This window comes from Methylobacterium sp. 142-1Y (genome assembly GCF_057747795.1).
Genome location: NZ_CM173224.1, coordinates 5,933,481 through 5,946,608 on the forward strand (window position 1 = coordinate 5,933,481; position 13,128 = coordinate 5,946,608).

Sequence of the window (13,128 nt, forward strand, 5' to 3'; positions counted from 1 at the left end):
CGACTGAGCGAGATCCTGTCTGATCTGATCGCAGAGTGGGTCCAGCCACACAGCCGCTCGCAGGCTTCGCCCGCCAGCCCGGTGTGCCAGCCCTGGCCCTGGCCCTGGTCGAAGCTGTCCCATCGGGAACATTCGGCAATGCATCTCGGGAAAATGCGGCAATCGAATTGCTGATCTTACCGATAGATCGACAGGACTCAGATGTCCGTGTCTCGATGAGATCGTAGCAATAAAACCACAGACCTCGAGAAACCTCTGGATATGCCTGCAAGACCGGGTGTTGCTGCGGCTTGCGACGTGCTTACCCTGCGGGCGTCGCCGCAACGGCTGCCGGCAAGCATCGCGCGGCCGCGCCATACCATCGCGTGAATGCTCATTCGCGCGATTCGCGTGGCCTATACAGCAATCATCTTGAATAAGCCGGGGAGGTTCATCCGATGCCTGTTTTCAACAACACCATGTACGGTGCGGGATTCGTCGCCACGGATGACGGAGCACCGTCGGCCGGCTTCGGCCTCGACGACGTGTCGACCTCGACCATCACGGTGACCGGTACGGTCGCCAAGGTCGGCGACACCGTCCAGGCGACCGGCATCTTCCCGGCCGAGAGCGCGTCCACCACCAAGACGCTCTACGCGACTCAGTACGATTCGCAGAGCATGATCCAGTTCACCGATAATCCGGGCGCCCCCACGACGCGCTACGTCTTCTCGAACACGGCGCTCGCCAAGCGCCAACGCGTCAGCTTCGACGACAACAACAGCCCGACCGACTACACGCCGCCGGTCTGCTTCGTCACCGGCACGCGCATCCGCGCGATGCGCGACGGCACCGAGGCCGAGATCGCCGTCGAGGACCTGCGGGTCGGCGACAGCGCGGTGACCGCCTCCGGCGCCCTGCGGCCGATCGTCTGGATCGGGCACCGCGCCATCGACGGCGCCGGCAAGGCCCTGCACCACGACCAGCAGCCGATCCATGTCCGCGCCGGCGCCTTCGGGGCGGGCCTCCCCACCCGGGATCTGCGCCTCTCGCCCGGCCACCCGGTCCTCGTCGGCATGGATGCGGACGGCGCGGGCGGCCATCTCGTGCCGATCATGTGCCTGATCAACGGCACCAGCATCGCCCGCGAGCCGGTGAGCGCCGTCACCTATTGGCACGTCGAACTCGACGCCCACGACATCCTGCTCGCCGAGGGGCTGCCCGCCGAGAGCTACCTCGATTGGGGCGACCGCCCGTTCTTCACCGAAGGCTCCGACCACGCCCTGCACAACCCGGACTTCGTCGTGCCGGGCTTGACCGCCCGCTGCCGGCCGGTGGCCGTGGACGGTCCGGTGGTCGAGGCCGAGCGGGCCCGCCTCTCGGGCGTGTTCGCGGCGTCGCTCGGCGAAGCCTGCGCCTGGGACGAGGCCGAGCGCTTCACCTGGATCGCAGCCTGAAGACACAGATGTCGGGCCGGGCCGTGAAGGCCCGGCCCACCCTGTCAGGACACGGCCGCCTCCGCCCGGCCGGCCTGGAGCCGCGCGATCTCCCAGGGCGGAGCGATCTCCTCCCGTGTCGCGCAGAGCCCGGACCGGACCATGGCGCGCCCGGCGCCCGGGGCCGCGGTGAGGACCGCGAAGGGCACGCTGAGAAGGCTGCCGAGGGTGAGCGGCAGGCTCCAGGCGAGGAGCGCCGGCGCGATCACGGCGAGCGCCGCGCAGACGAGAACCCCGAACAGCGTGACGCCGCCGAGCGCCCGGAACGCCTCGCCCCAGCGCAGGCCCGTCGTGTCCCGCCCTTGCGCCGTCCAGAGCCCGGCCCGGCCGACGGCGAGCCCGATCATCACCCCGGTGAGCCGCACCGACGAGGCGCCGAGCAAGAGGAACGACGCCGCGATCTCGGCCGCCATCCCGGCGAGGAAGCGGACACCCCCGCCATGGGCCGCCCGGACCTCGCGATCCGCCAGCACGGCGGCGTAGCCGGCGAGCTTCGGAGCGAGCGAGAGCAGGAGCCAGGCGAGGGTGAGCGCGGCGGCCCCCGTCGCCGGGCCGTCCTGCGTCGCGGCGCGCCAGGGCAGCAGCAGGAGCGCCAGCGTCAGGGCCGGCGGGTTGAGGAACATCAGCACCGCCCAGGCGAGCTGGAACCGGCTCATCGGCTCGAGGCCCGGCATCGCCGGCAGGCGCAGGTATTGCAGGTTGCCGCGGCACCAGCGGGCATCGCGGGTGAGGTGGTCGAGGAGCGTCGGCGGATTGTCCTCGAAGCTGCCCTCCTCGATCGGCAGCACCCGGACCTCGTAGCCGGCCCGGCGCATCAGCACCGCCTCGACCTGGTCGTGCGACAGCACCGCGCCTCCGCCGCGCAGAGGGGGCAGCCGGCAATGGGCCGCGAAGGGGGCGATGCGCAGAACCGCGTTGTGGCCCCAGAACGGGCCGCATTCCGCCCCCCACCAGGCCGCGCCCAGCGTGTAGGGCAGCATGCCGTGGCGCATGCCGAACTGGAACAGCCGGGCAAAGGCGCTTGAAGCCGGCGCGCCGACCGCCAGGCTCTGCAGGATGCCGAGGCGCGGATGCGCCTGCATGATGCGCACGAGGCGCAGGATCGCCGGTCCCGTCATCAGGCTGTCGGCGTCCAGCGGCAGCATCAGGTCGGCGTCGCTGCCGGCGCAGAAGTCCTGGAGGTTGCCGGCCTTGTAGCCGGCATTGTCGCGCCGGCGGCGATACCGAATCCGGTCCGCCTCCGGGCCGGGCAGCCCGGCGCGCCAGGACGCGACCCACGCCTCCTCGGCCCGGATCACCTGCGGATCGTCGCTGTCGCTCAGCACGTGGTAGCGGAAAGCATCGCCGTGGCCGGTGCGCTCCAGGCTCTCGCGCACCAGGGCGAGACGCGACAGCGCCCGGGCCGGATCCTCGTTGCGCAGGGTCATCACCACGGCGGTGGAGACGTGGAGCGGCGCCTCCCCCTCCCCTGCCGCCGCGTGCGGCGCGGCGGCGAGCATGCCCGGGCGGCCCGCCCGCAGGAGCAGGAAGCCGATCGCGGCATTCCAGAATCCCAGCACCGTCCAGGGCAGGGTGGCGAGGCCACAGGCGAGGAGCGCGAGGTCGAGCCCGTCGATCCCGTCCCCGTCCTGCGCCAGCACCCCCCAGAGACCCGCCGCGAGGGCCAGGATCGTGGTGAGGTTGAGCCCGAGCACCAGGAGGCGACGGCGACGCAAGGTGACGCAGGCTTGCAGGCCCGTCGGCGTCGTGAGAGGAGCGCGGGCGGGCCCCTCCGCGAGGGTGACCACCGAGGAGTCGGTTTGCGGCATCGTCAGGCATCCGGGAGCGACACGGCGGACGCCGTGCGGGCGCTCTGGTATAGCGCAGCCGGCCAGGCGGAGCTGCGGCAAGAGCGCCTGCCCCCAGCCGGTCCGGACGAGGTGCGGGCACGTACCCTGTGGACGGCCCTGAGCCGCGGCACCGAACGTCTGGTCTTCGAGGGCCGGGTTCCGCAAGCGGTGGCGGAACGGATGCGGGCCCCGGGCCAGGGCGGCGAGTTCTCCTTTCCGGTCAAGTACGGCTATTGCGCCGTCGCCGAGACGGAGGACGGCGAGCGGATCTTCGCGCTCCAGCCGCACCAGGAAGCGTTCAATGCCCCGCGGGACAGCCTGTGCCCCCTGCCGGAGGGCCTGCCGCCGCGTCGCGCCGTGCTCGCCGCCAACATGGAGACGGCACTCAACGCCCTGTGGGATGCGGGCGCCGGGCCGGGGGACCGGATCGCGGTGGTCGGCGGCGGCGTGGTCGGGCTCCTCGTCGCCCATCTCTGCGCCGGCCTGCCGGGGGCGGAGGTCTGCCTGATCGACCGCGACCCCGCCCGGGCGGAGACGGCGCGGGCGCTCGGCCTCGCCTTCGCCCTGCCGGAGGCGGCGCCGCGGGAGGCCGACATCGTGTTCCATGCCAGCGCGAGCGCGGCCGGGCTGGAGCTCGCCCTGTCGCTCGCGGGAGAAGAGGGGACGATCGTCGAATTGAGCTGGTACGGCACCGATACCGTCGCCGCGCCGCTCGGCCTCGCCTTCCATGCCCGGCGCCTGCGCCTGATCGCCAGCCAGGTCGGGGCGGTGGCGGCCTCGCGCCGCCCGCGCTGGAGCCACCGGCGCCGCCTCGCCAAGGCCCTCGCCCTGCTGCGCGATCCCCGCCTCGACGCCCTCGTCACCGAGGAGGTCGCCTTCGACGCCCTGCCCGCCGCCCTCCCCCGCCTGCTCGCGCCCGGCGCGCCGGGCCTGTGCACCGTGATCCGGTACTAGGGCACGTCACGATCGCACTGCAATCGCGACGTGCCCTAGTCTTTGTTTTGCCGCATTTTCTACGACGAACCGGCATCCACTTCGTCGGACAATGCTCTTGAAGGAGACCCCATGTACGCCATCGAGGTCCGCGACCACGTGATGATCGCCCACAGTTTCCGGGGCGAGCTGTTCGGGCCGGCGCAGGCCCTGCACGGGGCGACCTTCGTGGTCGACGTCGCGTTCTTCCGCGAGAGCCTGACCCCGGACGGGGTGGTGGTCGATATCGGCCGGGCGAGCGAGGCGCTGAAGACGATCCTGGCGCCCATCAACTACCGCAACCTGGACGACCTGCCGGAATTCGCAGGCAAGAACACCACCACCGAATTCCTGTGCGGGCACATCCACGGCGCGATGGCCGCCGCCGCCCGGGCCGGCGATCTCGGCCCCGGTGGCGAGGGCGTGAGCCGCATCCGGGTGACCCTGCACGAATCCCACCTGGCGCGGGCCTGGTTCGAGGCGCCGCTCGCCTGATGCGCCTCTGTCTCGCCGTCCCGGGCGACCTCTCGGCCCCGACCGGGGGCTACGCCTATGCCCGCGAAATCCTGGCGCATCTGCCGGCGCACGGCGTCGCGGCGACCCATCTGGCGCTGCCGGGCGGATTTCCGGCTCCGGGCCCCGACGATCTCGCCCGTACCGCGGTCCTCCTGGCGGCGGTACCGGCCGGGACGGGCCTCCTCGTCGACGGCCTCGCCTACGGGGCGCTGCCGCCGGATCTGATCCGCGCCGTCGGGCGCCCGGTCTCGGTGCTGGTGCATCACCCCCTCGGCTACGAGACCGGCCTGTCGCCGGAGCGGGCGGCGGCCCTGGTCGCGAGCGAGCGGGCGGTGCTGGCGCTCGCAGACCGTGTCGTCGCGACGAGCCGCTACACCGCCCGGTTGCTCGCGGCCGAGTTCGGCGTGGATCACGCGCGGATCGCGATCGCCGAGCCCGGCACCGCCCCCGCCGCCCGGGTGGCGCCGCGGCCGGGCCCGCATGTCAGGCTGCTGGCCGTCGGCACCGTGACGCCGCGCAAGGGCTACGCCGTGCTGGTACAGGCCCTCGCCGCACTGATCGATCTCGACTGGTCGCTCACCATCGCCGGGAGCCTCGACCGGGCGTCCGCTTGCGCCGCCGCCCTGCGCGAGCAGATCGCCGCCTCGTGCCTTTGGGACCGCATCACGCTCGCGGGCACGGTGACGCCCGAGGCCCTGGAGCGGCTCTATCAAGAGGCCGACCTCGCGGTCTCGGCCACGCTGTTCGAGGGCTACGGCATGGCGCTGGCCGAGGCCCTGGCCCGCGGCCTGCCCCTCGTCGCCACCACCGGGGGCGCCGCCGCCGAGACCGTGCCGGCCGGCGCCGGCCAGGCGGTGCCACCCGGTGACGCGCCTGCCCTGGCCGCGTCCTTGCGTGCGCTGATCGCCGATCCGGTCCGCCGCGCCGAGGCCGCCGCGGCGTCCTGGAATGCGGGGCGGCGACTGCCGGACTGGCCCGACACCGCGGCGGCGGTCGCCGCCGCCATGAGGACGTCATCGTGAGGACGACATGAGCGGCTTCAGCACCGACTGGCTCGCCCTGCGCGAGCCCGCCGACCACGCCGCCCGCGACGCAGGCCTCGTCGCGGCCCTCGCGCGGGCGCTGCCGCCGCAGGTGCGGGCCGTCGATCTCGGCTGCGGCACCGGCTCGAACCTGCGGGCGCTGGCGCCCCATCTGGGTCGCGCCCAGGACTGGGTGCTCGTCGACCACGATCCCGCCCTGCTCGCCGCCGCGAAGGCCCGCCTCGCGGCCTGGGCCGAGCGGGCGGAGGCGGCCGGGGACGGCCTGGTCCTGCATCGCGGCGGCGCGCGGATCGCCGTCCGGTTCCGGGTCCTCGACCTCGCGGCCGACCCGGCGGCGGCGCTCGCCGAGGGGCCGGACCTCGTCACCGCGGCGGCGTTGTTCGACCTCGCCTCGGACGCCTGGATCGCCGCCGTCGCCGGAGCGGTCGCCGAAGCCGGCGCGGTCTTCTACACCGCCCTCACCTATGACGGCCGGGAAGAGTGGACGCCGCCGCACCCGGCGGACGCCGCGATCCACGCCGCCTTCCTGGCCCACCAGGCCGGCGACAAGGGGTTCGGGCCGGCCAGCGGCCCGGGTGCGACCGGGGCGCTGGCCGAGGCCTTCCGGGAGCGCGGATATACGATCGGGACCGCCTCGAGCCCGTGGCGCCTCGGGCCGGACGAGGCCGCCCTGCTGCACCAGCTCGCCGAGGGCACGGCGCGGGCGGCGCGGGAGACCGGGCAGGTCGCGGCAGCGGATGTCGCCTCATGGTCGGCACTGCGGCAGCGCCCCGGCACGGGAGCGGTGATCGGCCATCGAGACCTCCTCGCCGTCCCCTCGGTGACGCGGATGCTTGCCTGATTCTTGGTTGCCGACCCTCGGTCGGTCTCCGGCCGAACGGACCATCGGCCGGGCGACGCGGCAGCGGCCGGCGACCCGGGATCGACCGTCGCGAATCCGGCCCGATCATCACTGACTTTGGGTAAGGCAGCACAAGCAAGACAATCCTGATCCACCCATGACCCCGTGCAACGCCCTCCATCGGCTGCGGCCCTAGGTTTTCGCGCCCGGCTGTTCCACCACCCATAAGTTGTCGGCACCGTGCCTCGCCGACATCGCCGTCTCTCGGGCAACGCGATAGTGGCACAGCCCAGCGGAAACACGTTGGACATGGGTGATTCCGAGGCAACAGAACCTTATCTCACAATCTTTCTGTCATTCTAAATTTGGCTACAATTCTCTTGCATCAGAATGAAAAATTTGCTTCATGCCGCACCAGGCAAAGGAGTCAGTGTCTTGCGAGAAGTTACCATCCGCTCACGAGCGCCTCTGAGGCTCGGTCTCGCAGGTGGCGGCACCGACCTGTCCCCGTATTGCGACGAGTACGGCGGGGCCATTCTCAATTGCACGATCGATCGCTACGCATACGCGTTCATCACCCCTCGTAACGACGGCGTCATCCGCTTCGTGGCGAGCGACATCAACAAGGAAGAGAGCCATCAGACCGGGAAAGTTCTCGATATCGGCGCGGGCCTGAGGTTCCATCGGGCGGTCTACAACTATTTCGTCGAGTCCGGCTTCCTCGATCCCAAGATCGGCATGACGGTCACGACCGGCGTCGATTCTCCGCCCGGATCGGGCCTCGGCTCCTCGTCCGCCCTCGCCGTCGCCCTGTGCGAGGCGTTCCGGTTCTTCTGCAACACGCCGCTCGGGCTCTACGACCTGGCCCATCTCGCCTTCGAGATCGAGCGCCTGAAGCTGAGCCTCGCCGGCGGCAAGCAGGATCAGTACGCCGCCTCGTTCGGCGGCGTGAACTTCATCGAGTTCCTTCCGCAGGACCGGGTCATCGTCAACCCGCTGCGGGTCGACCGGTCGGTGCTCAACGAGCTCGAAGCATCCCTCGTCGTCTGCTCCACGGGCGTGTCGCGCGAATCCGAGCAGATCATCAACCAGCAGGTCGGCCGCATGGTCGAACGGAACGCCCAGACGCTCGAGGCGCTCCATGCGATCAAGCAGGCCGCGATCGACATGAAGCAGGCGCTGCTGACCGGGAACCTTCGTGCGCTCGGCGAGATCCTGAATCATTCGTGGATCTCGAAGAAGAAGACCGCGTCCGGCGTGTCGACCCAGGTCATCGACACGCTGTTCGACGCCGGCATGCAGAGCGGTGCGCATGCGGGCAAGATCTCCGGCGCGGGCGGCGGCGGCTTCATCATGTTCCTGGTCGAGCCGGAGAAGCGGCGCCAGCTGATCGCGCGCCTGAACGAGGCCGGCGGCTCGGCCGGGCCGGTCCACCTGACCGGGCGGGGCGTCGAATCCTGGAAAACGCAGAACTAGCGCATTTTCCGACGAAGCGGGCACCGGTTCGTCGGAAAATGCAGCAAAATCAAAGACCTGGAGTAGCATCCGGTTGCACGGCAATCGGGCGCCGCTCCAGACGGGACGATCGCAACCAACCTTAACCCCCCGCGCCTCGACCGAACTGTCCTTCTGCTGGTGAATCGATAATGGCCGATCTGGAGCGCTACGACCCTTCGATCAAGGGGCGCATAGCCTACGAACATCTGCATCGCTATGCCGTCGCGAAAGATTACGTGACCGGAGCGGCCGTGCTCGACATCGCCTGCGGCGAGGGTTACGGCGCGGCGAACCTCGCATCCGTGGCGCGCCACGTCACCGGCGTCGACATCGACGCCGGAACGGTCGCCGAGGCCCGGGCGCGCTACGGCAACCGCGACAACCTGACCTTCCTGCACGGCGACGCGGAGAAGATTCCGGCGGACGACGCCAGCTTCGACGTGGTGGTGTCGTTCGAGACGATCGAGCACCTCAAGGACGCGGATCGCTTCCTGCGGGAGATCAAGCGGGTCCTGAAGCCCGGCGGCCTTCTCATTATCTCGTCGCCGAACGAGCCCGAATACCGGAAGAGCCTGTCGCACCCGAACCCGCATCATCTGCGCGAGTTCGATCTTCCGAGCTTCCAGGGCATCCTCTCGGCGAACTTCAGGACCTGCGACATGCGCGGCCAGCGCATGTTCATCGGATCGATGGTCGCGCCGCTGGCGAACGGGTCCATCCCGAACGAGCCGAGCTACCGGGCCTTCACCGGCGACCTCGGCGGGCTGACCCGGCCGACCGAGATCCATTCCGGCGTCGGCCGCCTGGCCTCGCCCGAATACTACGTCTGTTTCTGCAGCGACAACGAGATCTATCACCCCGTCGCGGCCGATTCGGTTCTCGTGCTGCCGGACGACGACCTCTGGCTCAGCCATCGCGAGATCACCAAGTGGGCCTCCGGCGTCCATGACGAGACGGAGATCCTGCGCCGGCGGATCGGCGAGGTCGAGCACGAGCTCGCCCTCGCCCGCCAGCGGGAGAGCGCCCTGGCGGAGCAGGCGCGCCTCGCCGAGGCCACCCACCAGATCCTGTCCGACAACCGGTCGACGGTCCATCAGCTGCTCGAAACCGGCCAGCAGCTCGCCGCCCACACCGCGCGCGCCGACCGCGCCTTGTCGCAGCGCGAGGAGCAGATCGGCGAGTTGCTGGCACAGGCCGAGCAGCGCGGCTCCGACCGGCAGCGCCAGGCCTTCGAGCGCGACCTGTCGATGCTCTCGCCGCTCCTGTCCCGGCTGAACGGCGAGCAGACGCCCGCCACGGTCCACGCCCTGGTCGACGGCCTCGCCCTCGCCTGGCACGAGCGGGAAATAGCGAACAGGGAGGCCGCGCTCGTTCGCGGCCGCCTCACCGACGAGCAGAGCTTGCGCGACCGGCTCGAGACCTCCGTCGCCTCGCTCGCGGCGCTCGAGCGCCGGATGCAGGAGCGGGAGGCGGAACACGCGGCCGACCGCCAGGCACGCGACGCGCGGGACGCCGAGCGGAAGGCGGCGCATGCCGCCGAGCTCCAGGCACGCGACGCGCGGGACGCCGAGCGGGAGGCGGCGCACGCCGCCGAGCTCCAGGCACGCGACGCGCGGGACGCCGAGCTGCGCGAGACCGTGCAGGGGCTCGGGCAGCAGCTCACCATCGCGAAGAACGAGCAGGGCCGGCTGGAGACCGAGGCGCGGGACCGTATCGCGCGCTCCGACGCCGCCCTCGCCGAGGCCGCCCGCGATGCGGAGAACCGCCTGCGCGCCCGCGACGAGGCCCATCGCACCGCCACGGCGGCCCTGCAGGAGCGGATCGAGCGGCAGAGCCAGACCGTGCTGCGGCTGACGGCCGAGGTCGCGGCGCGCGAAGCCGCCCTCGCCCAGGCCGCCGGCGAGGCGGAGAGCCGCCTGCAGGCCCGCGACGAGGCCCATCGCACCGCGGTGGCGGCGCTCACGACCGAGATCGCCGTGCACGAGGCGGACCGCGTCCACGCCAACCGCCAGGCGACGGAGGCGGCCGCTTCCCGCGACGAGGCGCATGCCGCACAGATCGCCTCCCTCACCGCGACCCTCGCCGACCTCCGGCGGCAGCTCGAAGCGGCGGAGAGGAAGCTCGCGCAGACCGGGTCCGCGCCGACCGACACCGTCCTCGCCTACCGGGACGCGCTCGACCGCAGCTCGAGGCGTGCCTCGCACGTCGTCCGGCTGGACATGATGCGGAATCCGCCGTCCTCATCCGTGAACCTCCAGGCGTTCAACCCCGGCGAGCCGCTCTACGAGAAGCTGTTCTTCGACGAACAGCGCTACGTGAGGCTCTACGGCGACGCGCTGGAAGACGGCGTCGATCCGTTCCGGCATTACATCGAGACCGGCTGGCGCGAGGGCCGGTCGCCGAACGTCATGTTCGACGGCGACTGGTACCTCGCCACGCATGCCGAGGCCCTGGCCTCCGGGCTCAATCCGCTGTCGCATTACGTGCGCGTCGGCGCCGCCGCCGAGCTGCAGCCGCATCCGCTGTTCGACCGCCACTACTACGTGAGCCGCCACCCCGAATCGGTGCGCCATGCGGGCGATGCGTTCCAGCACTTCGTGCGGGCCGGCCTGTGGGCGAACCACGCCCCCAACGCGGAGATCGAGACGCTGGCGGGCGAGGGGCCGGTCATCGCGGTGATCGAGCAGTGCCTCGGCGAGGAGCTCAGCCCGGCGATCGACGCCGAGACGTGGCCGTCGACCCTCAACGACTACTGGATTCCCCAGAGCCTGCGGGACTACGTCGGCGACGAGTTCGGCCAGGATCCGATCGACGGACTGTCCTACCTGTTCTCGGTGATCGAAGCCTACGACGCCGATCCGGACGGGTTCGCGGCGAGTCCCGCGCTCAAATACCTCGTCCAGCGCGCCCGGCGGCTCACCGCGCCGTCCGACCAGACGCAGCCCGACGTGTCGATCGTCATTCCGGTCTACAACAACCTCGTCTACACGCTGACCGCGATCGTCTCGATCCTCGAGCACGAGACGTCCTACAGCTACGAGATCGTCGTCGGCGACGACCGGTCGACGGATGCGACGCCGAGCATCGTCTCGCGCCTCGGCCACAACATCGTGCTGGCCCGGCACGCGACCAATCTCGGCTTCCTGCACAATTGCAACGAATGCGCGCGGCAGGCGAAGGGGCGTTACCTCGTCTTCCTGAACAACGACACGATCGTCCTGCCGGGCTGGCTCGACGAGCTCATCGCCCCCTTCGCGGCCGACCCGGCCGTCGGCATGACCGGATCGAAGCTCATCAACGGCGACGGCACGCTGCAGGAAGCCGGCGGCATCCTGTGGAACGACGGCAGCGCCTGGAATTACGGCCGGGGCAGCAACGCCCGGCTGCCGCATTTCAGCTACTCCAAGGACGTCGACTACATCTCGGGCGCCTCGATCGCGTTCCCGAAGACGCTCTGGGACGAGCTCGGCGGCTTCGATCCGCTGTACACGCCGGCCTACAACGAGGATTCGGACATCGCGTTCCGGGTCCGCGCCGCCGGCTACCGGACCTGGCTCGCGGCGCATTCGGTCCTGATCCATCACGAGGGCCGCTCCCACGGCCGCGACGTCACGTCGGGGATCAAGGCCTATCAGGTCGCCAACCAGCGCAAGTTCCTCGAGCGCTGGAGCGCCACGCTCGCGGCCGAGCACTTCCCCAATGCCGAGAGGGTCTTCCTGGCCCGGGACCGCAGCGCGCGCCGTCCCCACATCCTGATCGTCGACCACTACGTGCCGCAATGGGACCGCGATGCCGGATCGCGCACCATGCTGCACTTCATCCGGATGTTCCTGAAGCAGGGCTTCCACGTCACGTTCTGGCCCGACAACCTCTACAACGACCGGACCTATGCCCGGCCGCTGCAGAATCTCGGCGTCGAGGTCATCTACGGTCCGCAATACGTCGGCGGGTTCGAGGCCTGGTACCGGGACAACGCGGACGATCTCGGCTACGTCTTCCTGAGCCGGCCGCAGATCGCCGAGAAATACATCGACGCGATCGACCGCCAAAAGAGCAAGGTCCTGTTCTACGGCCACGACCTGCATTGGCGCCGGCTGGAAATCCAGTGGAACGTATCCCAGGACGAGGCGGTCCACGATGAGATGACCGCGATGCGGACGCTCGAGGAGAAGATCTGCCTCGGCTCGGACGCGATCTTCTATCCGAGCCAGACCGAGATCGACATCCTGCGGGCCTCCCTGCCCGACCTGCCGCCGGCGGCGGCGGTGCCGGCCTGGTTCTTCGACGAAGCCGAGATCGCCGCGATGTGGGAGCGCAACACGCAGGCGCCCAGCCGCGACGCCGCCCACCTGATGTTCGTCGGCGGCTTCCAGCATGGGCCGAACGTCGACGGCGTGCTGTGGTTCGTCTCGGAGGTGTGGCCGACGATCAAGGCCGCGGTGGCCGATGCCCGGCTGACGATCGCCGGCTCGAACCCGCCGGGCGACATCCGCAACCTCGTCAACACGGCGCCCTCGGTGACCGTGGCCGGCCATATCAGCGACGCGGCTCTGCGGCAGCTCTACGCCCAGGCCTCGGCGGCGATCGTCCCGCTGCGCTTCGGCGGCGGCGTCAAGGGGAAGGTGATCGAGGCGTTCTCCAACGCGATCCCGGTCGTATCGACCTCGATCGGCATGCAGGGCATCGACGCCGACGACATCTGCATCGTGGCCGACGAGCCCGGCGCCTTCGCGGACGGCGTCATCCGCTGCCTCCTCGATCCGGCGGCGACCCAGGCGCGGGCGGCGCGGGCGATCGAATTCCTGTCGCGCGACTATGCGCTGGCGGCGCTGGTGCGCAGCATGCAGCCCTACGTGCCGGAACTCGGCGGGCCTCCCGCCGCTTCCGGCGAGTCGTGACCCGTCCGCGCGCCGCCGATTCCCATCCCGACAGAACGACCGGCCCGAAAGACCAGC

8 protein-coding genes are annotated in these 13,128 nt (G+C 70.6%); 7 read left to right on the top strand and 1 reads right to left on the bottom strand.

Annotated features, from left to right (window positions below):
* Window positions 1–437 precede the first annotated feature (437 nt).
* On the top strand, window positions 438–1,436 hold the full coding sequence (locus AC3AOF_RS27235; RefSeq protein WP_488347035.1) for a Hint domain-containing protein: 999 nt from the start codon (window positions 438–440) through the stop codon (window positions 1,434–1,436).
* Between the two features lie 44 nt (window positions 1,437–1,480).
* On the opposite strand, the gene mdoH is transcribed toward AC3AOF_RS27235, so the two are convergent.
* Window positions 1,481–3,283 (bottom strand): glucans biosynthesis glucosyltransferase MdoH, encoded by a 1,803-nt coding sequence (gene mdoH / locus AC3AOF_RS27240; protein ID WP_236987928.1) that lies wholly within the window; start codon window positions 3,281–3,283, stop codon window positions 1,481–1,483.
* 72 nt (window positions 3,284–3,355) lie between these two features.
* On the opposite strand from mdoH, the gene AC3AOF_RS27245 reads away from it, so the two are divergent.
* From AC3AOF_RS27245 to AC3AOF_RS27270, 6 genes are all read left to right on the top strand, one after another.
* Window positions 3,356–4,258, top strand: coding sequence for a zinc-dependent alcohol dehydrogenase (locus AC3AOF_RS27245; protein WP_488349065.1), 903 nt, complete (start codon window positions 3,356–3,358; stop codon window positions 4,256–4,258).
* A 111-nt stretch (window positions 4,259–4,369) separates the two neighbouring features.
* Window positions 4,370–4,771, top strand: coding sequence for a 6-pyruvoyl trahydropterin synthase family protein (locus tag AC3AOF_RS27250; protein ID WP_236987927.1), 402 nt, complete (start codon window positions 4,370–4,372; stop codon window positions 4,769–4,771).
* Window positions 4,771–5,814, top strand: a complete 1,044-nt coding sequence (locus tag AC3AOF_RS27255) for a glycosyltransferase family 4 protein (protein ID WP_488347036.1) — start codon at window positions 4,771–4,773, stop codon at window positions 5,812–5,814. Before AC3AOF_RS27250 ends, AC3AOF_RS27255 begins: the two co-directional genes overlap by 1 nt.
* Window positions 5,815–5,821: 7 nt before the next feature.
* Window positions 5,822–6,676, top strand: coding sequence for a methyltransferase domain-containing protein (locus tag AC3AOF_RS27260; RefSeq protein WP_236987925.1), 855 nt, complete (start codon window positions 5,822–5,824; stop codon window positions 6,674–6,676).
* 435 nt (window positions 6,677–7,111) lie between these two features.
* On the top strand, window positions 7,112–8,152 hold the full coding sequence (locus tag AC3AOF_RS27265; protein WP_488347037.1) for a GHMP family kinase ATP-binding protein: 1,041 nt from the start codon (window positions 7,112–7,114) through the stop codon (window positions 8,150–8,152).
* A gap of 257 nt (window positions 8,153–8,409) precedes the next feature.
* Entirely contained in the window at window positions 8,410–13,071 is a 4,662-nt protein-coding gene (locus AC3AOF_RS27270) for a methyltransferase domain-containing protein (protein WP_488347038.1), read from the top strand.
* Window positions 13,072–13,128 lie beyond the last annotated feature (57 nt).